19 protein-coding genes are annotated in these 21,455 nt (G+C 67.8%); 12 read left to right on the forward strand and 7 right to left on the reverse strand.

What is annotated here, in order from left to right; translation table 11 throughout:
- The first annotated feature begins 8 nt into the window (after positions 1 to 8).
- Genes proB through ligD form a run of 3 tightly spaced genes read left to right on the forward strand, consistent with a single transcriptional unit; the run spans position 9 to position 5,013 of the window.
- Positions 9 to 1,166 (forward strand): glutamate 5-kinase, encoded by a 1,158-nt coding sequence (gene proB, locus KF910_RS08620; RefSeq protein WP_292260638.1) that lies wholly within the window; start codon positions 9 to 11, stop codon positions 1,164 to 1,166.
- Positions 1,163 to 2,425, forward strand: a complete 1,263-nt coding sequence (locus KF910_RS08625; protein WP_292260642.1) for a glutamate-5-semialdehyde dehydrogenase — start codon at positions 1,163 to 1,165, stop codon at positions 2,423 to 2,425. Before proB ends, KF910_RS08625 begins: the two co-directional genes overlap by 4 nt.
- A 38-nt stretch (positions 2,426 to 2,463) precedes the next feature.
- Positions 2,464 to 5,013 carry a DNA ligase D gene (ligD, locus tag KF910_RS08630; protein ID WP_292260644.1) on the forward strand — a complete coding sequence of 850 codons (2,550 nt, stop codon included), beginning with the start codon at positions 2,464 to 2,466 and terminating at the stop codon, positions 5,011 to 5,013.
- On the opposite strand, the gene KF910_RS08635 is transcribed toward ligD, so the two are convergent.
- Positions 5,010 to 5,735, reverse strand: a complete 726-nt coding sequence (locus tag KF910_RS08635; protein ID WP_292260647.1) for an ABC transporter permease — start codon at positions 5,733 to 5,735, stop codon at positions 5,010 to 5,012. The genes ligD and KF910_RS08635 overlap by 4 nt on opposite strands.
- A complete protein-coding gene (locus KF910_RS08640; protein WP_292260648.1) occupies positions 5,735 to 6,667 on the reverse strand; it encodes an ABC transporter ATP-binding protein in 933 nt (310 codons plus the stop codon). Before KF910_RS08640 ends, KF910_RS08635 begins: the two co-directional genes overlap by 1 nt.
- 96 nt (positions 6,668 to 6,763) lie before the next feature.
- Between KF910_RS08640 and KF910_RS08645 the strand changes: the two genes are divergently transcribed.
- Positions 6,764 to 7,261 carry a DUF2975 domain-containing protein gene (locus KF910_RS08645; protein ID WP_292260650.1) on the forward strand — a complete coding sequence of 166 codons (498 nt, stop codon included), beginning with the start codon at positions 6,764 to 6,766 and terminating at the stop codon, positions 7,259 to 7,261.
- Positions 7,261 to 7,503 (forward strand): helix-turn-helix domain-containing protein, encoded by a 243-nt coding sequence (locus KF910_RS08650; RefSeq protein ID WP_292260653.1) that lies wholly within the window; start codon positions 7,261 to 7,263, stop codon positions 7,501 to 7,503. The genes KF910_RS08645 and KF910_RS08650 overlap by 1 nt, the downstream gene beginning before the upstream one ends.
- Before the next feature lie 3 nt (positions 7,504 to 7,506).
- Here the strand turns inward: KF910_RS08650 and KF910_RS08655 are convergent, their stop codons facing one another.
- Positions 7,507 to 8,367: a Ku protein gene (locus KF910_RS08655; protein ID WP_292260657.1), complete on the reverse strand. Its 861-nt coding sequence runs from the start codon at positions 8,365 to 8,367 to the stop codon at positions 7,507 to 7,509.
- A 101-nt stretch (positions 8,368 to 8,468) separates the two neighbouring features.
- Between KF910_RS08655 and KF910_RS08660 the strand changes: the two genes are divergently transcribed.
- The 6 genes from KF910_RS08660 (at position 8,469) to KF910_RS08685 (ending at position 18,843) form a co-directional block, all read left to right on the forward strand.
- Positions 8,469 to 9,740, forward strand: coding sequence for a GTP cyclohydrolase II (locus tag KF910_RS08660; RefSeq protein WP_292260659.1), 1,272 nt, complete (start codon positions 8,469 to 8,471; stop codon positions 9,738 to 9,740).
- Positions 9,727 to 10,968: a URC4/urg3 family protein gene (locus tag KF910_RS08665; protein WP_292260662.1), complete on the forward strand. Its 1,242-nt coding sequence runs from the start codon at positions 9,727 to 9,729 to the stop codon at positions 10,966 to 10,968. Before KF910_RS08660 ends, KF910_RS08665 begins: the two co-directional genes overlap by 14 nt.
- A 14-nt stretch (positions 10,969 to 10,982) precedes the next feature.
- Positions 10,983 to 11,612, forward strand: a complete 630-nt coding sequence (gene upp, locus KF910_RS08670; RefSeq protein WP_292260877.1) for a uracil phosphoribosyltransferase — start codon at positions 10,983 to 10,985, stop codon at positions 11,610 to 11,612.
- Between the two features lie 425 nt (positions 11,613 to 12,037).
- Positions 12,038 to 13,378 carry a tyrosine-type recombinase/integrase gene (locus tag KF910_RS08675; protein ID WP_292260665.1) on the forward strand — a complete coding sequence of 447 codons (1,341 nt, stop codon included), beginning with the start codon at positions 12,038 to 12,040 and terminating at the stop codon, positions 13,376 to 13,378.
- A gap of 75 nt (positions 13,379 to 13,453) precedes the next feature.
- Positions 13,454 to 17,551 (forward strand): Eco57I restriction-modification methylase domain-containing protein, encoded by a 4,098-nt coding sequence (locus tag KF910_RS08680; protein ID WP_292260667.1) that lies wholly within the window; start codon positions 13,454 to 13,456, stop codon positions 17,549 to 17,551.
- An 8-nt stretch (positions 17,552 to 17,559) separates the two neighbouring features.
- A complete protein-coding gene (locus tag KF910_RS08685; protein ID WP_292260670.1) occupies positions 17,560 to 18,843 on the forward strand; it encodes a DUF3644 domain-containing protein in 1,284 nt (427 codons plus the stop codon).
- A gap of 4 nt (positions 18,844 to 18,847) precedes the next feature.
- Here KF910_RS08685 and KF910_RS08690 read toward each other — a convergent pair whose 3' ends face one another.
- The 3 genes from KF910_RS08690 to KF910_RS08700 all read right to left on the reverse strand — a co-directional run bounded on the left by KF910_RS08690 (position 18,848) and on the right by KF910_RS08700 (position 20,297).
- Positions 18,848 to 19,261: a hypothetical protein gene (locus KF910_RS08690; RefSeq protein WP_292260673.1), complete on the reverse strand. Its 414-nt coding sequence runs from the start codon at positions 19,259 to 19,261 to the stop codon at positions 18,848 to 18,850.
- A 50-nt stretch (positions 19,262 to 19,311) separates the two neighbouring features.
- Positions 19,312 to 19,623: a helix-turn-helix transcriptional regulator gene (locus KF910_RS08695; RefSeq protein WP_292260675.1), complete on the reverse strand. Its 312-nt coding sequence runs from the start codon at positions 19,621 to 19,623 to the stop codon at positions 19,312 to 19,314.
- A gap of 173 nt (positions 19,624 to 19,796) precedes the next feature.
- Entirely contained in the window at positions 19,797 to 20,297 is a 501-nt protein-coding gene (locus tag KF910_RS08700) for a hypothetical protein (RefSeq protein ID WP_292260677.1), read from the reverse strand.
- A gap of 138 nt (positions 20,298 to 20,435) precedes the next feature.
- Here KF910_RS08700 and KF910_RS08705 point away from each other — a divergent pair, with 138 nt between their 5' ends.
- A complete protein-coding gene (locus KF910_RS08705; RefSeq protein WP_292260680.1) occupies positions 20,436 to 20,747 on the forward strand; it encodes an XRE family transcriptional regulator in 312 nt (103 codons plus the stop codon).
- Between the two features lie 16 nt (positions 20,748 to 20,763).
- On the opposite strand, the gene KF910_RS08710 is transcribed toward KF910_RS08705, so the two are convergent.
- On the reverse strand, positions 20,764 to 21,453 hold the full coding sequence (locus KF910_RS08710) for a response regulator (protein ID WP_292260682.1): 690 nt from the start codon (positions 21,451 to 21,453) through the stop codon (positions 20,764 to 20,766).
- Between the last annotated feature and the right edge of the window lie 2 nt (positions 21,454 to 21,455).

A 21,455-nucleotide genomic window follows, 5' to 3' on the forward strand; every position in this document is an offset into this window, starting at 1 on the left:
GAGAAGCCGTGTCCGACGCCCCTGCCCTCCCCCAGCGGCCCGGCGCCGCTTCGGCCCTGGCCGGGGCGCGGCGCATCGTGGTCAAGATCGGCTCGGCCCTGTTGATCCAGGGCCAGGCGCGCGGGGTGGCGCGCGACTGGCTGGCCGCCCTGGCCGCCGACATCGCCGCCCTTAGGGCCGAGGGCCGCCAGGTCATCGTCGTCTCGTCCGGCGCCGTGGCCCTGGGGCGCGGACGGCTGGGCGTCGCCGCAGGAGGCCTGGAGGACAAACAGGCCGCCGCCGCCGTGGGCCAGTCCCTGCTGATGCACGCCTGGGAAGAGGCGCTGGTGCCACACGGCCTGGTGGCGGCGCAGATCCTGCTGACCCGCGACGATACCGAGCGGCGGCGTCGCTGGCTGAACGCCCGGGCCACGGTCGACGCCCTGCTGGGGCACGGCGTCGTCCCGGTGGTCAATGAGAACGACACGGTGGCGACCGAGGAAATCCGCTATGGCGACAACGACCGGCTGGCGGCGCGCGCGGCCCAGTTGGCGCGGGCGGACCTGCTGGTGCTGCTGTCCGACGTGGACGGTCTCTACAGCGCCGATCCGCGCCACGATCCCGCCGCCCGCCATCTGCCCGTGGTCGAAAGCCTGGGGCCCGAGGTCCTTGCCATGGCCGGCGGGGCGAACGCGGGCGCCGGGGTTGGCACGGGCGGCATGGCGACCAAGCTGGCGGCGGCCCAGATCGCCCGCTCGGCCGGGTGCGCCACCGTCATCGCCTCGGGCCTGGCGCCCCATCCGTTGAAGGCGGTGGCCGAAGGGGCGGCGGCAACCCTGATCACCGCCCCGTCCGGCCCGATGCAGGCCTACAAACAGTGGATCGCGGGCAGTCTGGCGCCGGCCGGGACCCTGGTGCTGGACGCCGGCGCCGCCCAGGCCCTGGCCAGCGGCAAGAGCCTGCTGCCCAGCGGGATCACGGCGGTGCAGGGCGGGTTCGAGAAGGGTGACTGCGTGCGCCTGAGCGGCCCTGACGGCGCGGCCCTGGGCGTCGGGCTGGCGGCCTATCCGGCCGAGGACATGGCCCGCATACGCGGCCGCCGCAGCGACGAGATCGAGGCGATGCTGGGCTATCGCGGCCCGGCCGTGGCGATCCACCGCGACGACATGGTTCTGGAGGCCCGATGAGCGATCTGCACGACCGGATGCTGGACATCGGCCGCCGCGCCCGCGCCGCCGCCCACGCCCTTGCCCAGGCGCCGGCCCAGGCGCGCACCGAGGCCCTGACGGCCCTGTCCCGGGGTCTGGCCGAGGCCCAGGACGCCATCCTCGCGGCCAACGCCCGCGACATCGCCGCCGCGCGCGACGCCGGTCTGTCGGAGGCCCTGATCGACCGCCTGGCCCTGACGCCCGCGCGGGTCCAGGCCATGGCCGAGGCTGTGGCGACCATCGCCGACGTGGCGGACCCCCTGGGCGCCGAACTGGCCCGCTGGACCCCCGCCAACGGCCTGGACATCGCGCGGGTCCGCACCCCCATCGGGGTGCTGGGCGTCATTTACGAAAGCCGGCCCAATGTCACCGCCGACGCCGCCGCCCTGTGCATCCGGTCGGGCAACGCGGCCATCCTGCGCTGCGGCTCGGACTGCCTGCAGTCGTCCCTGGCCATCGCCCAGGTAGTGGGCCAGGCCCTGTCGGCCGCCGGCCTGCCCGCCGATGCAATCCAGCTGATCGCCACGCCCGACCGCGCCGCCGTGGGCCATCTGCTGTCCGGACTGGAGGGGACGGTGGACCTGCTGATCCCGCGCGGGGGCAAGAGCCTGGTCGCGCGGGTCCAGGCCGAAGCGCGGGCGCCGGTCCTGGGTCATCTGGAAGGTCTGTGCCACACCTATCTGCACCAGGGCGCCGATCTGGACGTGGCCCGGCAGGTGGTGCTGAACGCCAAGATGCGGCGCGTCTCGGTCTGCGGGGCGACCGAGACCCTGCTGGTCGATCGCGCGGGCGCCGAGCGCCTGCTGCCGCCGGTCGCCGCCGACCTGATGGCCGCCGGTTGCGAACTGCGCGGCGACCCCGCCGCCCGCGCCCTGGTCCCCGGCATGGCCGAGGCGACCGAGGCCGACTGGACCACCGAATACCTGGCGCCGATCCTGTCGGTTCGCATCGTCGAGGATCTGAACGGGGCGGTCGATCACATCCGCCGCCATGGTTCGGGCCACACCGAGGCCATCATCACCGCCGACGCCGACGCGGCCGAGCGGTTCGCGGCGGTGGTCGACAGCGCCATCGTCCTGGTCAACGCCTCGACCCAGTTCGCCGACGGCGGAGAGTTCGGCTTCGGCGGCGAGATCGGCATCTCCACCTCGCGCCTGCACGCCCGCGGCCCGGTGGGGGCCGAGCAACTGACCACTTACAAATACGTCGTGCGCGGCCAGGGCCAGACGCGGCCCTGACAGGCTGAGCCATTCCGCGTCTGGCGCGTTCAGCCGCCATGCGCGGCGAACTGAAGACCTACCAGGCCAAGCGGAATTTCTCCGCCACTCCGGAGCCGAAGGGCGTCAAGGAGAAGGGCCGCCGGGGCAAGGGCCTGCGCTTCCTGATCCAGCGTCATGCGGCGACGCGGCTGCATTATGATTTCCGCATCGAGCATGACGGGGTGCTGAAGTCCTGGGCCATAACCAAGGCGCCGTCGCGCGACCCGGCCGTCAAGCGGCTGGCGGTCGAGGTCGAGGATCACCCGATCAGCTATGGCGGGTTCGAGGGGACGATCCCCTCCGGCAACTACGGCGCCGGAACGGTGCAGATGTGGGATGCGGGAACCTGGGAGCCGCAGGAGCCCGATCTCGACGCCGCCTTCGCCCGGGGCCAGATCAAGATGGTCCTGCATGGCGAGAGGCTGCAGGGCAAATGGGCCCTGATCCGCCTGAAGGCCGACCGCGGCAAGCCGTCCAAGCGTAACAATTGGCTGCTGATCAAGGAGAGGGACGAGCACGCCGTCGCCGGCGAGGGCGACGCGAACATGGAGATCGACGCCTCGGTCACCACCGGCCGCACCCTGGCGGAGATCGCCGACGGCAAACGCCAGTGGACCGCCTCCAGGCCCGTCGCCCGCAAGGGGCCCTCCAGGCCGAAGCCGACCAAGGCCCAGGCCGCGACGGCGAAGAAGCCCCACGCCTTCGTGCCCATCCAGCTGTGCAAGCTGGCCGACCATCCGCCGCCCGGCGCCGGCTGGGCGCACGAGATCAAGTTCGACGGCTATCGCATCCAGATCGCGGTCGGCGGCGGCAGGGCGACCCTGCGGACACGCAAGGGGCTGGACTGGTCCGACAAATTCCCGGCCCTGGCCGAACAGGCCGCGGACTGGCCCGACGCCGTGGTCGACGGCGAACTGTGCGCCCTGAACGCCGACCATGCGCCGGACTTCTCGGCCCTTCAGGCGGCGATCTCGGAAGCCCGCACCGAAGACCTGATCTATTTCGCCTTCGACCTTCTGTTCGAGGGCGCCGAGGACCTGCGCGACCTGCCCCTGTCGCATCGCAAGGCGCGGCTCCAGGCCTGGTGCGATCGCGTCGGCAAGGCCGGCCCCAGCCTGCGCTATGTCGAGCATTTCGCCACCACCGGCCAGGCCGTGCTGGACAGCGCCTGCCGCATGGACCTGGAAGGCGTCATCTCCAAGAAGCTGGACGCCCCCTATCGCGCCGGTCGCGGCCCGACCTGGATCAAGTCCAAATGCCGGGGCCGGGACGAGGTGGTCATCGGAGGCTGGTCATCCGAGGGCGGGGCGCGGCTGCGCTCCCTGCTGGTCGGAGTGCGCGGCAAGGGCGGCCTGACCTATCAGGGCAAGGTCGGAACCGGCTTCTCGGCGACCCTGGCCAAGCCCCTGATCACGGCGCTGAAGGCCCAGGCCAGCGATGACAATCCCTTCGCCGGCAAGAGCCGGCCGAAAGGCGGTCGGGACATCCACTGGGTCAGACCCGTCCTGGTGGCCGAGATCGAGCACGCCGGCCTGACCGAGGGCGGCTCGGTCCGGCACGCCGCCTACATGGGCCTACGCGAGGACAAGACGGCCGCCGAGGTCACCCAGCCGCCCCAGCCTCCGGCCTCGACGGTCAAGGCGCCGGCACGATCGCCCGACGCCAAGAACAAGCTGATCGTCGCCGGGGTCACCCTGTCCAACCCCGACAAGGTGCTGTGGCCGGCCCAGGATGGCCACCCCGCCGTGACCAAGGCCGATCTGGCCCGATATTACGAAATGGCCGCGCCGCGCCTGTTGCCTCATGTGGCGGATCGGCCGGTGTCGATCATCCGGGCGCCGGAGGGGATCGGCGGCGAGCGCTTCTTTCAGCGCCACGCCATGCGGGGCCACAACCCGCGTCTGAAGCTGATCGATGTGAAGGAACGTAAGCCCTATGTCGGGGTCTCGGACGTCGGCGGCCTGGTCGCCATCGGACAGTCCGGCGGACTGGAGCTGCACCCCTGGGGCGCGCGGCCGGACGATCCGGAAACGCCCGAACAGATCACCTTCGACCTGGACCCGGACGAGGGCCTGGACTTCGCCGACGTCATCGCCGCGGCCCGGCTGGTGAAGGCCGAACTGGAGGAGCTGGGCCTCAAACCCTTCGTCAAGACGACGGGCGGCAAGGGGCTGCATGTGGTGGTCCCGATCCGATCCGACGCCCGCAGCCGCATCGAATGGGACCAGGCCAAGGCCTTCGCCAAGGCCGTCTCTGAACGGGTTCGCGTCGCCCATCCGGACCGGTTCACCACCACCCTGGCCAAGAAGGCGCGGGGCGGGAAGATCTTCCTGGACTATCTGCGCAACGGCCGCATGGCGACGGCCGTCGCTCCCTGGTCGCCCCGCGCCCGCCCTGGCGCGACCATCGCCTTTCCGCTCAGCTGGACCCAGGTGAAGGCGGGCCTGAACCCCAGGGCCTTCACCGTGCACACGGCGCCCGCCCTGCTGAAAAAGCCTGACCCCTGGAAAGATTTCCGCGCCTCGGCCGTCAGCCTGAAGCCCATCCTGAAGACGCTGGGCCTCTAGCGCACCTCTCTGCGGCTCAGGCTGACCAGCATCAGCACCAGGACCGCAAGCCCTCCGACGCAGCCCAGGCCCAGGGCCGTCTGGACGCGCCACGGCTCGGACGCAAGCATGTTCACCGGCATCTGCCAGGGCAGGAAGACCCCCTGTTTGGCCGAGGTGGCGACCACGGCGAAGAAGGTCCCGCCGATCCCCACCGACAGCGCCGGCACGAAGCTGTGGAACCGCAGGGCGACCCACAGCTGGATGGCGATCAGCATCAGGGCCGCCAGATACATCCGCCCCAGCACCCCGGCCTGATGACCCCAGTCGACGACGCCGGTCGGCCGGATCCCCGGCTGGATCGCGGACCCCGCCTGCAGCGCGGCCCAGCTCAGCGTCGGGACCGCGACGGACATCAGAGCGACCAGGGCCAGGACGCCGACCGCCTTGGCCGCATACAGCCGCCAGCGCGGAACCGGCAGGGCCCGCAGATGATCCCAGGTCCGCGGTCCATGCTCCATGTGCGCGACCAGGGCGGTCAGGGCCGTCACGCTCATGGGCAGCATGAAGAAGGCCCAGATTCCGGCCGAGGACGTCAGCCAGACGTCCCACGATCCGGGCGTCTTCATCCGCAGGGCGTTGAAAAAGGTGAACAGGGCGATCAGCCCGGGCGCCAGCAGGGCCACGACCAACGCGAGGGACCGCTTCAGCTTGACGAATTCGACATGGAGGGGGGCCAGCATCAGGCGGCCTCCGCCACGGGTTCGACCGCGGTCGCCTGGCGATATAGACCCTCAAGCGTCCGAGCGCGCGGGCCGATGGCCGTGACCTCTATCCCCGCCTCGACCAGGCTCCGGTTCAGGGTCGCCGAGGCGGCGTCCATCGCCACGCCAGGCTTCAGCCGCACCTCGATGTCCTCCTCCATCACCTCCGCCTCCAGACCTCTTGCCCGGATCAGGGCCAGGGCGCGGGCCGGGTCGGTCGTCCGCAGGGCGATCCGCCCCGCCACCCCGGCGCGCAGGGCCGCCAGTTCGCCTTCCAGCACCAGCCGTCCCTGGTGGATCACCCCGACGTGGCTGGCCGTCTGCTCGATCTCTCCCAGCAGGTGGCTGGACAGCAGGACGGTCGCCCCGGTTCGGTCCGGCAGGGACCGCAGGAAGCGGCGCATGTCGGCGATCCCGTCCGGGTCCAGGCCGTTGGTCGGCTCATCCAGGATCAGCACCGGCGGCGCGCCCAGCATGGCCCGCGCCAGACCCAGCCGCTGGCGCATGCCCAGGGAATAGCCGCCCACCCTGCGGTTGGCGTCGGCGGTCATCTCGACCACCGCCAGCACCCGGTCGATCTCGCTGCGGGCAAGGCCCAGCAGCCGCCGGGTCAGATCCAAATTCTCGCGCCCCGTCAGATGACCCTGAAAGCCATGCGCCTCCAGCAGGGCGCCGACACGCCGCGCCGCGCCGATCCGGTCGGCCGCCACATCGACCCCGTCGATCAGGGCGCGGCCGGCGCTGGGCCTCAGCAGGCCCAGCAGCATCTTCAAACTGGTCGTCTTGCCCGCACCGTTACGGCCCAGGAAGCCATAGACCGCCTGGCGCGGCACGGTCATGGAAACGGCGTCGACGGCCGTGACCGCACCGAAACGACGCGTCAGACCCTGGGTTTCTATGGCGGCGGACATGGTCCCGGCGCTCCGGCTTGTTTAAGTCTTGCATAAAGCTGCAGAGCCGATATCTTTAAGTCAAGATTAAAACTTCGACAGCTTCGGAGCCCCGCTTTGAACCCGGCCGATCTGACGCGTTTCCGTCGCATGTGCCGCCAATACCGATGGCTGGCCGTCTTCATGGTCGCCAGCGTGGGCGGCCTGCTGGCCCTGATGTATCTGGTCCTGCCCGTCATCCAGGCCGTGCGGGGCGAGCATGTGCTGGACCGGGGTTTCTGGAACGGGCTGATCATGGGCTTTCCCGCCTTCTGCTATCTGATCGGCGTCTGGTCCGTCGGCGCCGCGATGAAGCGGATCGGCGCCGGCGACCTGTTGCAGCCCGCGATCGCCGACACCCTCCGCCGCGTCGGCCTGGCGCTCGGGATCGGCGGGGTCGCCAGCGTCTTCCTGGTGACCAACATCAGCCGCCTGATCGGCGTCGGTCGTGGCGCCTATCTGTATTTCGACGTGCCCGGCATGACCCTGGGCATGATCGGCGGCGCCCTGTTCCTGCTGGGCCGAGTAATGGAGCAGGCCGCCGCCGCCCAGGCGGAGCTGGACGAGATGATCTGATGCCCATCCGCGTCACCCTGGACGAACTGATCGTCCGCAAGGGGATCAAGGCCCGCGACCTGGCCGCCCAGGTGGGACTGAGCGAGACCCAGTTGTCCCTGTTCCGGTCGGGCAAGGTGAAGGGCATCCGCTTCCGCACCCTGGCCCGACTCTGCGCCGCCCTGGGCTGCCGGCCGCGGGACCTGTTGGATTACGATTTCGACGCCGCCGACCTGGAGCCGGCCGACAGGGCCGAGGATTGAAACCTAGGCCGCCTTCTTCTTCGTCGCCGTCTTCCTGGCGAGGGTCTTCTTCGCCGCCGCCTTCCTGGCCGGAGCCTTCTTGGCGCCGGAGGCCGAGCCCGTCAGGCTGTCTCGCAGGGCGGCCATCAGGTCGATGACATTGGTGTCGTCCGGCTCGGGCGCTTCGACGATCTTCCGCCCCTTCTGCTTGGCCCGGATCATCTCGCGCAGAGCGTCGTCGTAGCGATCCTTGAACTCGCTGGGGTCGAAGTCGGCTTGCTTCTGGGCGATGATCCTTTCGGCGATCTCGACCATGGCCTTGTCCGCCTTGACCGAGGGAATGTCGTCGAAGAAGTCGTCGGCGGCGCGCACCTCGTCGTGGGCGCGCAGGGTATAGGCGACCAGCCCCTTGCCGTGCACCTCCAGCGCCAGGCGCCGCTCCCTGCCGCGCAGCACCAGGCAGCCCAGGGCCACCTTGCCCGCCGCCTTCATGGCCTCGCGGATGACGACGAAGGCGTCGATCCCGACGCCCTTGTCCGGCACCACATAGAAGGGGTCGTCCCAGTAGAGGCGGTCGATGTCCGCCTCGTCCACGAACTCGCCGATCGAGATGGTGCGGGTGCTTTCCAGCTTCACCCTGTCGAAGTCGGTCTCGTCGAACAGGACGTATTCGTCCTTGGACACTTCGTAGCCCTTGACCAGGTCCGACCGCTCCACCGGCCCGGCGTCCGGATCGGTCGGGACCATGCGGATACGGTTGTTGGTCCTGGGGTTGATCAGGTGGAAGCTGATGTCGTTCGTCTTGGTCGTCGCCGTGTAAAGGGCGACGGGGCAGGTCACCAGAGAGAGTTTCAGATGTCCCTGCCAGGTCGGGCGCGCGGCCATGTTCGGTCTCCAGATCTTCGCCGTTGAAATGACGCTGGACAGGAGTCCGTTCCGGGTGTGTCCTGAACGGTCCGGCGCAGATCAAGAGCAACAAACCGGGCATGAGGCAGGAAACCATGTCGTCCAATCGGCCCAGCCATATCCGGCTGAACTCCCACCCCGGCGCGGGCGCCGCGTCGCGCTTTCCGATCGCCTGGGGCGCGTCCACGGCCAGGGATCGGGGGCCGATCGTGGCGGGGCCTTCGGCCGGATCGGACCGGAACGCCGTCGGCGCCCACGGCGGGGCGTATTCGCTGTATCGCGCCCTGGCGGTGGCGTCGGGCGCCATGAGCGCGGGCAACCGGCCCGACCTGACCAACACCGCCCCGACCGACCCGATGGGGCCGTTCGCCCAGTGGACCGATCCGGGCAAGATCGTCTCCCTGGACCCCTGGGGCGCACGGGTGGCCGAGGACTTCGCCCCGGAACTGGCCGAGGGCGTCGACATCCGCCCCACCATCGCCGTGACCAAGGCGCGCCTGACCCTGCCCGAGATCGCCGAGGCCATTTCCGCCGGCCGGCTGAAGGTCGATGGCAAGGTGGTGCACGACAGCGGCGACGTGTCTGTCACCAAGGCGGCGGTTGATCCGGTCTGGTATCTGCCCGGCATCGCCGAACGGTTCGGCGTCGGCGAGACGGACCTGCGCCGCACCCTGTTCGAACAGACCGGCGGCATGTACGCCGACCTGGTGACCCGGCCGGACATCAAGGTCTTCCTGCCGCCCATCGGGGGCATCACCCTGTATATCTTCGGCGACCCGGCGGCGATCGCCGACCCGGCGCGGCGACTGACCTGCCGGGTGCATGACGAGTGCAACGGCTCGGACGTGTTCGGATCCGACATCTGCACCTGCCGACCCTATCTGACGCACGGGATCGAGGAGTGCGTAAGGGGCGCTCAGGACGGCGGCGGCGGCCTGATCGTCTATAACCGCAAGGAGGGCCGGGCCCTGGGCGAGGTGACCAAATTCCTGGTCTACAACGCCCGCAAGCGCCAGCCGGGCGGCGACCAGGCGGCCACCTATTTCGAACGCACCGAATGCGTGGCCGGGGTGCAGGACGCGCGGTTCCAGCAGCTGATGCCCGACGTCCTGCACTGGCTGGGGGTGACGCGGATCGACCGTTTCGTCTCCATGTCGAACATGAAGCACGACGCCCTGACCGGATCGGGGATCGAGATCGGCGAGCGGGTGCCGATTCCGGATGATCTGATTCCGCCGGACGCTTCGGTCGAGATGGAGGCCAAGAAGGCGGCGGGCTATTTCGCGCCGGACGGCGCCGCCTCGGCGGACGAACTGACCCGGGTGGTGGGGCGCGACCTTGGCAAATTCTGAGGCCGGGCTGGCGAAAGGCCTGCTCACACCCGCCGCCGTGCGACAAACAGCCGAGGCCATGCTGGCGCTCGGGGTCGCGGGCGAACTGGAGCACTGGCGCGTCGATCTGGACCGCCTGCCCGAGGCGGCCCGCTATGTCGCCGATGTGGCGCGCGAGCGGTATCCGACCCTGGACACGCCGTTCCATGCGCGCTGGCGGCATTTCGAGGTGGAGGGCGTCGACCTGTGGGGGCCGCAGGCCGACGCCGCCGACTGGCCCGACGACGCGACGCGGGCCCGGGCCGAGTTCGACCTGGCGATGGTCTCGGTGCTGCTGGACGCCGGGGCGGGGCCGGACTGGTCCTATGCCGACGCCGCGACGGGGCGGTCCTACGCCCGGTCCGAAGGGCTGGCCGTCGCTTCGTTGCGGATGTTCCAGGCGGGCGCATTTTCGGCCGACGAAGACGATCCGTGGCGCGCCGACGCGGTCAGCCTGACCCTGCTGTCGGCCGAGGATCTGGCGCGCGGGTTCCAGGTGACGGCGGACAATCCCCTGGTCGGACTGGAGGGGCGGGCCGCCCTTCTGCGGCGGCTGGGGCGCCAGTGCCTGGCGCGGCCGGACCTGTTCGAGCGGGAGGACGGGCCGCGGCCGGGCGGTCTGGCGGACGTGTTGTTCGCCCGCACCGACAGCGAGGACCGCCTGCCGGCGCCGGCGATCCTGGAGCTGTTGCTGGAGGCCCTGGGGCCGATCTGGCAGGACCGGATCAGCCTGGGCGGCGTCGATCTGGGCGACACCTGGCGGCACCCGGCGATGCGCCGCGAGGGGGCGGCCGACGGCCTGGTTCCGATCCACAAGCTGTCGCAATGGCTGAGCTATTCCCTGGTCGAGCCGCTGCAGCGGGCGGGGGTGACGGTGACCGATCTGGACGGGCTGACGGGGCTGGCGGAATATCGCAACGGCGGGCTGTTCATGGACCTGGGGGTTCTGAGCCTGGCCGATCCGGCGGACGCGGCGCGGGAATGGCCGGTGTCGGACCCGCTGGTCGTGGCCTGGCGGTCGATGACCGTGGCCCTTCTGGACCGGATCGCGCCGATGGTCCGGGCCGAACTGGGGGTGGAGGCGGACCGCCTGCCGCTGGCCAGCGTGCTGGAGGCGGGCACCTGGGCGGCCGGGCGCCGCATCGCCGCCCAGCGCCGGGCCGGGGGCGGGCCGCCCCTGACCATTCTTTCGGACGGGACCGTATTCTGATGGACAGGACGATCATGGACGGGGTCACGGTGATCGATCACCCCCTGGTGCGGCACAAGCTGACGATCATGCGGCGCAAGGAGACCTCGACGGCCCAGTTCCGACGGCTGCTGCGCGAGATCGCCACCCTGCTCTGCTACGAGGTGACACGCGACCTGCCGCTTCAGGACACGGCCATGGAGACGCCGGTGGGGCCGATGACGGGCCAGACCATCGAGGGCAAGAAGCTGGTCTTCGTGCCCATACTGCGCGCCGGCCTGGGGCTGGTGGAGGGGATGCTGGACCTGGTCCCCTCGGCCCGGGTCGGCCATGTGGGCCTGTATCGCGATCCCGAGACCCTGGGCGCCTTCGAATACTATTTCCGCGCGCCCGAGGACGTGGCGGACCGCCTGTGCGTCGTCATCGACCCGATGCTGGCCACCGCCAACACCGCCGTGGCGGCCCTGGACCGGCTGAAGGAGCGGGGGGTGGACCGGCTGAGGTTCGTCTGCCTGGTCGCCTCTCCGGAAGGGATCGAGCGGCTGCGGGCTTTCCATCCTGACGTACCGATCTGGACCGCGGCGGTGGACGAACGGCTGAACGACCACGGCTACATCGTCCCCGGCCTGGGCGACGCCGGCGACCGCCTGTTCGGAACGCGCTAGGCGCCGACTCCCCATGGATGGGTAGGAGACGATGCATCGTCGTCCTTCTCCCCTCGGGGGAGAAGGTGGCAGGCGAAGCCTGACGGATGAGGGGGCTGGGTCCGCGCGAAGGTCGTCTGATGATCAGCCTGGATCAGGCCTCCCCCTCATCCGAGCGGCTCCGCCGCCCACCTTCTCCCGCAAGGGGAGAACCGTCTGCATCATCGACAGAACGACGGCTGTGCCAAAATGATCATAAGCTTCAACGACGTGTGTCATTTTGCGAGCCATTTCAGATCACTAGGCCAGCACGAGCAAAACGGACCAAGTAGGACCGGAAGTGACCAATTGAGACCACGGTCGGTGGTTCCTCCGGTGGTTCGAAATGCATCCGGGCGGCCCATCTGTTGCCTGAACCCCTCCGTTATCATGACGGAGCGAACTAGATGACTACGCCTATCCCTACCCGGCAGAGGTTGACCAATCGCGTCCTCGATGAGGTTTGCGCGCTGCCGCCGGAAGCACGCGCCCGCCGCTATTGGGACACGATGGTTCCTGACCTCTGCGTGCAGTTCAATGCGAAGCGCACCGGGACGCCGAGTTTCATGCTGCGCTATACCAAGTTGGACGGTTCCGACGGCGACTACTCGATCGGCCCCGTCGATAAGGTCGCCATCGACAGCGCGCGGGCCGAAGCGCGCAAAGCCCTCAATGATCTGCATGCGCACGGGATTGACCCTGTGCAAGCCCGTCGCGACGCTCGCGAGGAAGCCAAGGCGCCGAAGCTGAAGTCATTCGAACAGCTGGCCGAGGCGTTCATCGAGAGCAAAGCCGCCCAGCGGCCTGGGCTTCCGCCCCTCGAGGAGGTCTACTTTCTCCGCCACTACGTCCTGCCGGTGTTGGGCTCGAGGAAGTTCGACAAGATCACCACTCAGTGCGTGATGGACACCGTCACCTCGATCAAGAACGAGGTTGGCGCCCGCCGCCGTCGAAAGGGTGCCAATGGCAAGACGACTGCCAACGCCTGCCATCGAGCGATCAAGCGGGTTTACAAATGGGCCTGTAACAAGGACCTCGCGATTCGAAACCCTGCCGACTTCGCCCCGCTGTTCGATCTGAAGCGCGAGAAGCGGCGCGGCCGGCTCTCTGAAGAGAGGTTTGGCCTCTTCTGGGGTGAATTGACGGGGCGCCTCTATGGGATGGCGCGGCCCAAGGCAGGCCTCCTGGCGATCCTGTTGTTCATGCTCATGCTGCAACGGCCGATCGACGTGGCGCGCGCAAAGCGCGTCCATATCGATCTGACGAAACGCATGTGGGTCATTCCGGAGGACTACACCAAGACGGGCTATGAGTATCACATCCCATTGTCGGAGCCCGTGGTTCGCCTGTTGCGTGTCGTCATGTCGATGACAGACAGCGAGTTCCTGTTCCCGAGCGACCGCGAAAACGGACCCTACCTCCATGAGCAGGGCCTAACGGACGGCTGGATTCGAGTCCGCCGGCGGCTGCTGGAGACCGGTCGTCTCGATGAAAAGGACGTGGAACTGTATGACGCCCGGCGTTTCGGCCGCACTCAGATTCGAGCCAAGCTTGGGTTCTCTAACGATGTCGCCGAGGCCGTGATCAATCACGTCGCTCAGCAGCATGAGATGTCCCGGCTCTACGACGTCGAGGAGATGCTGCCCCACATGATCGACGCGCATGCGAAGTGGGCCGAGGAGGTCGAGGAAATGACGAAGGGCGACCTGTCGCGCTTCATCGAACACCTCGAATCGACCCTCATCTAACGCGAGGGCCATTCAGCCCTCCGTTGCTTCGCCTGTCCGCGTGCTCAAGAATGACAGGCAGTATGGGGGGCCGCCTTGGCTGATTCGACACTATTCAGCGCGGGCAGTCTGTTCAGCACCGACTACCTCGTCGAGGCCATCAAGGCGGAGGCGGCCTACAAGGCCGTCGACGCCGGGGCCCTGCGGGCACGGCTCGTAGAGGTAGCCGACGCCTTCCCCAAGAACGCCAAGACCAACGAGAGCCAGACCGAGGACGACTTCATCTGGCCGATCCTTGATGCCCTGGGCTGGAAGGACTCGCTGCGCCAGCAGAACCTGACGGTCTCGGGTCGTGACGATGTTCCCGATGGCCTGCTCTTCGCCGACGCCGCCGCCAAGGCCGCTGCCAACGCCCTGGACGAGCAGTGGAGACGCTACGCCCACGGACTGGCGGTCGTTGAAAGCAAACGCTGGGCGCGCCCGCTCGATCGCGCCTCGGGCCGGGACGAGACGACCGCCCCCTCCACCCAGATGCTGCGCTACCTGCGCCGGATCGACGACACCAGCCAGGGCAAGCTGCGCTGGGGCATCCTGACCAACGGGACGCGCTGGCGGCTCTACTGGGCCGGGGCGCGGTCCATCTCCGAGGAGTTCCTGGAGATCGATCTCGGGCGTGTCCTCGGCCTCAACGGCGCAGCCGACCTGTTCATCGACGACGAGACCCGCGACCACTGGCTGCGCGTCTTCGCCTGCATGTTCGGCCGCGAGGCCTTCCTGCGCACAGGGGTCGACCAGACGTCATTCCACGACCGGGCCCGGGCCGAGGCCGCCTTCTACGAGGAGCGGGTCGCCGCCAGCCTGTCGCGGCTGGTGTTCGACGAGGTCTTCCCGGCGCTCGCGCGCGCCCTGGCTGCGTCCGCGCCCGAGGCCCCGCTCGACGACGTGCGGGACGCCGCCTTGATCCTGCTCTACCGGCTGCTGTTCCTGCTCTACGCCGAGGACCGCGACCTGCTGCCGGTCAGCGACGACCGCTATGACGACTACGCCCTGCGGCCCTTGCGCATCGAGATCGGCGACCGCGTCTCGAACGGCGACACCTTCTCGGGCACAGCCGCCAAGGTCTGGGCGCACCTCTCGGACCTGTCCCGGATCATCGACAAGGGCGACGCCTCGGTCGGCATACCGCCCTATAACGGCGGCCTGTTCGCAGGGACCGGCGCGCCCCTGCTGGCCACCGCGCGGATCGCCGACGACGTCATGGGCCCGGCGCTGGACGCCCTGTCCTATGAGCGGTCGTCGGGCCAGCGCCGCTATATCAACTACCGCGACCTGTCGGTTCAGCAGCTGGGCTCCATCTACGAGCGCCTCCTGGAGTTCGAGGTCGTCCGCGAGGGCGACGCGGGCGATGCCGGGCACCTGACCGTCCGACCCAACCTGTTCGCCCGCAAGAACTCCGGCAGCTATTACACGCCCGACGAACTGGTCGGCCTGATCCTGGACGAGACGCTGGAGCCTCTGATCGCGGAGCGCCGACACGCCTTCGAGGCGGCGCTGGACGCGCTGGACACAAACGACACCCCGGAGATGCAGCGCGCGGCGCTGCGCGAGGTCGACCCGGCCGAGGCCATCCTTTCCCTGCGCGTCTGCGATCCGGCGATGGGGTCGGGGCACTTCCTTGTCAGCCTGGTCGACACCCTCGCCGACCACGTCCTGGAGGCCATGGCCGAGGCCGCCGCCTTGGGTGCGGAGATGGACTACACCTCGTCCTTGGCTGGCGAGATCGAGAAAATCCGCGCGACCATCCTGCGCAACGCGCGCGCGGCGAAGTGGACGATCGACGAATCGCACCTGGACGACCGGCACATCGTTCGCCGCATGGTGCTGAAGCGCTGCGTCTATGGCGTCGACAAGAACCCGATGGCCGTCGAACTGGCCAAGGTGGCGCTCTGGCTGCACACCTTCACCGTCGGCGCGCCCCTGTCTTTCATCGATCACCACCTGCACGCGGGCGACAGCCTGTTCGGTCTGTGGGTCCGCGACGCCATCGACAAGGCCGGCAAGCTGGGCGGCGAACTGCTGTGGAACGAGGCGCTGGCCAACGCCCAGCGCCAGGCCCTGGCCATGAAGACGATCGAGATGGCGACGGACGCCGAAATCGCCGAGGCTCACCGGTCCGCCGAGATGTGGACCGACGTCGAGTTCCAGATTGGGCCGCTCGACAGCTTCGTCAGTTTCATGCACGCGCTGGACTGGCTGAACCTGAACAAGGACCAGAAGCGGCTCGTCCGCCTGTGGTTGGACGGGCAGTTCGGCGAGCCCCTGCCCATCGCGCGAGGCAGGGCGACGCCGACCCAGGGCCGGACCAAGGTCGACGAGATCGAAGGCTTCACGGACATCTGGCAAAGAGCCCGCGATCTGATCGCCGAGGAGCGCTTCCTGAACTGGCAGATCAGCTTCCCCGGCGTCTGGGACGACTGGGCCGGCAAGGACCGGGTCGGCGGCTTCGACGCCGTCGTCGGCAATCCGCCGTGGGACCGGATCAAGCTGCAACAGGTCGAGTGGTTCGCGGCGCGGCGTCCGGAGATCGCGCTCGCGCAGCGGGCGTCGGACCGGGCCAGGCTGATCGCCAAGCTGAAGGCGGACGGCGATCCGCTCTTCCAGGATTACGAGAAGGCCGACGCGCGTGCGGCGGACACGACCCGCATGGCGCGGACCTCGGGGCACTATCCTCAGCTGAGCCGGGGCGACATCAACCTCTACAGCCTGTTCGTCGAGAGGGCGCAGGCGCTGGTGAAGCCCGGCGGCATGGTCGGACTGCTGACACCCAGCGGCATCGCGTCCGACCTGTCGGCCAGCACCTTCTTCCGCAGCGTGGCGACCGAGGGGCGCTTGAAGGCGCTCTACGACTTCGAAAACCGGAGACCCCGCTACGGCCTGGAGCCCTTCTTCCCGGACGTCGACAGCCGGTTCAAGTTCTGCGCCTTGATCGCCAGCCCCGGCCGACGGTTCGATGCCGCGACCTGCGGCTTCTTTCTTCAGTCGGTGATAGAGACGCGTGATCCCGATCGAGCCTTTCCCATCACGGCCGCCGACTTCGCGGGCGTGAACCCCAACACCGGCACCGCGCCCATCTTCCGGTCGCGCCGCGACATGGCCCTTACCACCGCCATCTACTCCCGCCTGCCGGTGATGGTGGATCGATCCAGCGGGGAGCGTGTCGCGGCCTGGCCCGTCCGCTACGCCACCATGTTCCACATGACCAACGACAGCCACCTGTTCCGGACACGTGCCGAACTGGAAGGCGCGGAAGGCGCGTGGGCGACTGGGGGCAATAGGTTCCAGTCGGCATCGGGCGAATGGGTGCCGCTCTACGAAGGCAAGATGATCCAAGCCTTCGATCACCGCGCCGCGAGCGTCGTCGTGAATGCCGCAAACCTCAATCGCCCAGCACAGCCGCTGTCGACCACGGTGGAACAGCACGCGGACCCAACATGGATTCCTGATCCGCAGTTCTGGGTCTCGATCGATAGGACTGTCTATCCAGACACCGGTTGGGTTCTGGGCTTCAAGGAAATCACGGCCCCGAGCAACGTCCGAACGATGATCGCGACGATCCTGCCTGCCGTGGGGTTCGGCAACAAAGTGCCTGTTCTCTTGTCCACAGGTCCATCGCGGGATGAATGGCTGCTCGGCGCCAACCTGAACTCTACCGTCTTCGACTTTACGACCCGGCAGAAGGTTCAGGGCCAGACGCTGAATCTCTTCATCGTCGAGCAGCTGCCCGTCGTCCCGCCCGCCGCCTATGAACGAGCCTTCGGGCTCAAGACCGCCCGCGACATCGTCCGCGAAGCCGTCCTTGAACTCAGCTACACCGCCCACGACCTCGCCCCGTTCGCGCGCGACCTGGGCCATCTCGATGACGCCGGCGACGTCCTGCCGCCGTTCGTCTGGGACGAGGAACGCCGCCTGAAGCTGCGGGCCAAGCTGGATGCGCTCTACTTCATCCTCTACGGCGTCTTCGACCCCGCCGACCCGGCCCGGAGCCGCGACGACATCCGCTACATCTACTCGACCTTCCCCATCGTCGAGCGCGAGGAGATTGCCCGGTGGGGCTCCTACCGGAGCCGGGACCTCGCCCTGGCCTGGATCAACGCCCTGATGGCAGGCCAGCCCGACGCCGAGATCGCGCGATGAAGGCGCCCGTGGAACTGCGCGTGCCGCCCGCCGCGCCAGAGCCCGCAGCCGGACCCGAGGCCGCTCCGGCGCCCGGCCCCCGCGCTCCTGTCCGCCGACGAGGCAACAGCCTTGAGCGATGGGAGATCGCACTGATCAAGGCCATGATCGCCGATGGGCGATGGCCGAACGATCAGGACATCCTGGCCCACTTCACTCGCCCCACCCGATCGGTCAACCATCGGGCCATCGCCGAAATCAGGACCAGGAAGAAGCACACGGCTGTAAAGCCGGCGTCGCCCGAGGACCTTGAAGCCTTTCTCGCGTCCTGGCCCGATGTCGACCCTGAGACCGGCCTCAGCCTCCAAGGCGACGAACTGCTGATCAAGGCGCGCGAGGCCATGATCGCGGCGGTCCACATCTTCAACGGCGCGGGCCTGACCTTTCGAGCCGAACTGTTCATCGTCACGGCAGTCATCGCGTGGACCTACCTGCTGCACGCCTGGTTCAAGCGGGAGGGCATCGATTACCGCCATACCAAGACGGAGAAGGGCGAACGGGTCGGTCTGAAGACGCCCAATGGGGCCGACAAATACTGGGAACTGGCCCAGTGCCTGAAGCACGCGCGATGCCCGGTCGAGCGCGGGGCGGCCGACAACCTGCTCTATCTCCTCGAACTGCGTCACGAGATCGAGCATCGATCGACCAACCGGATCGACGATGCTGTCAGCGCCAAGCTGCAAGCCTGCTGCATCAACTTCAACGACGTCATCAAGGCACAGTTCGGGGCTCAATACGCCCTAGAGCGTCGCCTTCCGATCGCGCTCCAGTTCGTCACCTTCAGCCCGGATCAGCGGGCGCTGCTCAAGAAGGCGGGCAACCTGCCCCGCCATATCGAGACGATGATGGAAGGCTTCGAGCAGAAGCTGACGCCCGAGCAACAGGACGACCCCCGCTTCGCCTATCGCGTCTTCATGATCCGCAAGACGGCGAACCGTGCCCCCGGCGCTGACCTAGCCGTCGAATTGGTGCCGCCCGGCTCCGACGTTGAAGCGAAGTTCAGCATGGCGCTGAAGGAGGTCGAGAAGCGCAAATATCTACCCGCCGAGGTCGTGGCCAAGGTGCGAGCCGAGGGCTTCAGCCGCTTCACGATGGACAGTCACACGAGGCTTTGGAAGCGCCTCGATGCGCGGGACCCTGCCAAAGGATACGGCGCCGTCGCCGTCGGCAAGCAGTGGTGCTGGTATGAAACCTGGGTGAACCGGGTGCTTGAAGAATGCCGAGATCACCCGGATCGATACCGGGCTGCCTGACCTCCTAGTGGAGCGCCATCCGTGGAAGATGGACCAAAGCCCACGAACGGACGACGCCCGCGAAAAACCCCTTGGGACTTTCCGGCATCTTCATCACGTCCGGCCAGAACACAAAGTTCGTCTGGGCCCCGAGCCAGGCGTTGATCTCACCCCGCACGCGGTCGGCGTAAGGTCCGAAATCCTCCTCCACGCCTTCACGCCCCAGAAAGAGCGAAACACCAAGGCGCAGTTCGGAGCCCAGCACGGGGCCATGAAGATGCTGGCAGACAGCACCTTGCAGATCATCCACCTCGATCTGACGGACCAACGCGGTGCCGGCGGGCAGTCGAACGATGCCGACGTCACCGGGGGCGTGGATGCGAAACTCGTTCCGCAGCACAACCGCCAGAGAGCCGCCGCCGTCCGGGACGAGGCTCATGTCCTCTTGGAGGCAGGATGTGTGGACCGAGACCGGGTTGAGGTGCGCCTTCAAGTGCGAGCGCTCCGGGCAGGACGACCCCCGCGACGCATCGTGTAAGGGCCGCCCGCGAAGGACTTGTGCTCGCGCCGCACTGCATTCGCCTCGCGGGTGTTCGTCGCCATCTTGGTCGCCATGTAATTCAGCAGATCGGACAACCGGTAGCGCGGGTCGCGACCGAGGGCGGCCGAGTAGCAGGGACCCTGTCCGCGCAAGCGCCATTTCGAGAGAGTGTCGACCTTCACGCCCATGTAGGTCGCGGCTTCCTGGGTCGTCAGCCAGCGGTCATCCAGCAGGCTGAGGTTGTGGCTCGTGGCAGTCATGGGTCCTCCTGTTTCGTTGCACGTCTCCATTGGTCGGTGCGTTGTCGATGCGTTCATAAAGGCTTAACCACGTCGCGATGTCAAGCGTTTTCTGAATTCGTGTCGCCTATTGCATGTTAATACATTGGTAACCAGAACAAACAGTTAAAGTATACTGGCCCAAATGTCATTGATTACTTAGCGAAGCGCTTTACGCGACCCGGGTCGTAGCGCTGAAATTTCGCCTCCAGAAAATCGGCGATCTTCGGCCACGGGTTGTTGGGTATGGGGAGAGCGGCCCGCCGCTTCACCTCGACCAACAGCTTCTCGCGTTCCATATAATCCGCGACGGCGGCGTGTTCGGCTCGCCGAGCGCGCGGCCCCTCCAGCGCCAGCGCCTGAATGCCCGCCAGCGACCGATCTCCCTTCAGCCGGTTGGCGCGATCGCTGATCACGCGGACATTGCCCGGCACATAACCCCCGCCCGGATCGATCCGGTCGAGGGACGGCGAGGCATCGGAACGACTGCCACCAACTACCAGCGGAATGCCGAGGACGGGGCAGTGATCAGGAATGACGAGGTCCTGGCGCCGCAGGCCATACGGGACGTCTTTCCGGCGCGCACGCTGTTTGGCCCGGTCCACAAGGGCCCGCGAAGGCTCGGTGGTCCTCGCCCGGCGTTGCCAGTCACGCATGTAAGCCGCGTTGCAACCGTGGCAGGATTGGCGATGCGTCGGCTTTCCGTGACGAGGACAAGACGACTGTGCCGGTCTGGGGTAGATCATAAGCACCTCCATTCTAGGAATGGTGCTGAGTATCAACATTGGTGCTAAATGTCAATCATGCGCAGTGGACCGGCTGATCCAGAAGTCACGGGTGCCCAGATCAGGGGGGCTCGCGGCCTGCTGAACATGTCGGTGGCGGAGTTGTCAGAACGCACCGGGTTGGCGATCAACACGATCCGGAAGGCCGAAAAGACGAACGGCTTGCCTGAAGTGACATCTGGCAACCTTCGGCTGATCATCACGACGCTCGAACAGGCTGGAATACTCTTCGTCCCTGCTGACCACCTGGGTGCTGGGGTGCGGCTTCGCGACCTTGACCTTCAGCCACTCCAGCGGCGTCGGGAAAAATCGGCTGAGTGACGCCGGGCGTTTGCTGTCAGGTCCGCAGACGATAGCCGACGCCTGGCTCTGTCAGGATCATCTGCGGCTGGGCGGGATCGTTCTCCAATTTGTGCCGAAGTTGCCCGATCACGACGCGCAGATACTGCGTGTCGGCAGCATGAGACGCACCCCAGACGGCTGTGAGCAAATCGGCGTGGCCGATTAGCTTGCCGGCGTGACGCGCCAGATGGCCGAGCAGGTCGTATTCCTTGGGGGTCAGCCGCACGGGCCGGCCCTCGCGGGTCACCAGCCGATGGTCCAGGTCGATCACCACATCGCCGACGACGATGGGACCCTTGTGAGCCTTGGGGTCCGAAGTCTGGCGAAGGCTCGCGCGAATACGGGCCAACAGTTCACCGACGCCGAAGGGCTTTTCGACATAGTCATTGGCGCCCAGGTCGAGCGCTTCGATCTTTTCGGCTTCGCGATCACGGGCGGACAGGATGATGATCGGGCCGGTGTAGAACTCGCGGGCGCGGACCAGCACGTCCTTGCCGTCCATGTCGGGCAGGCCGAGGTCGAGGACCACGGCGTCAGGACTCCACAGGGCGATGCCGCGCAGGCCTTCCTGACCGCTGTCGGCCCGCTTCGGCTCGTAGCCGGCGGCGTCCAGCGCGGGCGACAAGAAGCGGTGAATCTGCGGTTCGTCGTCGATGACGAGGATGCGGGGTCTGGCGGCCGACATGG

The sequence above is a fragment of the Brevundimonas sp. genome (genome assembly GCF_019636155.1).
GTDB lineage: Bacteria > Pseudomonadota > Alphaproteobacteria > Caulobacterales > Caulobacteraceae > Brevundimonas.

What these genes read in the sequence shown, in the direction of transcription:
- KF910_RS08675 (WP_292260665.1), top strand. Translation starts at nt 12,038, where the DNA reads ATGACTACGCCTATCCCTACCCGGCAGAGGTTGACCAATCGCGTCCTC.
- upp (WP_292260877.1), top strand. Translation starts at nt 10,983, where the DNA reads ATGGACGGGGTCACGGTGATCGATCACCCCCTGGTGCGGCACAAGCTG.
- KF910_RS08625 (WP_292260642.1), top strand. Translation starts at nt 1,163, where the DNA reads ATGAGCGATCTGCACGACCGGATGCTGGACATCGGCCGCCGCGCCCGC.
- KF910_RS08655 (WP_292260657.1), bottom strand. Translation starts at nt 8,367, where the DNA reads ATGGCCGCGCGCCCGACCTGGCAGGGACATCTGAAACTCTCTCTGGTG.
- KF910_RS08640 (WP_292260648.1), bottom strand. Translation starts at nt 6,667, where the DNA reads ATGTCCGCCGCCATAGAAACCCAGGGTCTGACGCGTCGTTTCGGTGCG.
- KF910_RS08705 (WP_292260680.1), top strand. Translation starts at nt 20,436, where the DNA reads ATGTCAATCATGCGCAGTGGACCGGCTGATCCAGAAGTCACGGGTGCC.
- KF910_RS08695 (WP_292260675.1), bottom strand. Translation starts at nt 19,623, where the DNA reads ATGACTGCCACGAGCCACAACCTCAGCCTGCTGGATGACCGCTGGCTG.
- KF910_RS08650 (WP_292260653.1), top strand. Translation starts at nt 7,261, where the DNA reads ATGCCCATCCGCGTCACCCTGGACGAACTGATCGTCCGCAAGGGGATC.
- KF910_RS08710 (WP_292260682.1), bottom strand. Translation starts at nt 21,453, where the DNA reads ATGTCGGCCGCCAGACCCCGCATCCTCGTCATCGACGACGAACCGCAG.
- KF910_RS08700 (WP_292260677.1), bottom strand. Translation starts at nt 20,297, where the DNA reads ATGCGTGACTGGCAACGCCGGGCGAGGACCACCGAGCCTTCGCGGGCC.
- KF910_RS08660 (WP_292260659.1), top strand. Translation starts at nt 8,469, where the DNA reads ATGAGGCAGGAAACCATGTCGTCCAATCGGCCCAGCCATATCCGGCTG.
- ligD (WP_292260644.1), top strand. Translation starts at nt 2,464, where the DNA reads ATGCGCGGCGAACTGAAGACCTACCAGGCCAAGCGGAATTTCTCCGCC.
- KF910_RS08690 (WP_292260673.1), bottom strand. Translation starts at nt 19,261, where the DNA reads ATGAGCCTCGTCCCGGACGGCGGCGGCTCTCTGGCGGTTGTGCTGCGG.
- KF910_RS08635 (WP_292260647.1), bottom strand. Translation starts at nt 5,735, where the DNA reads ATGCTGGCCCCCCTCCATGTCGAATTCGTCAAGCTGAAGCGGTCCCTC.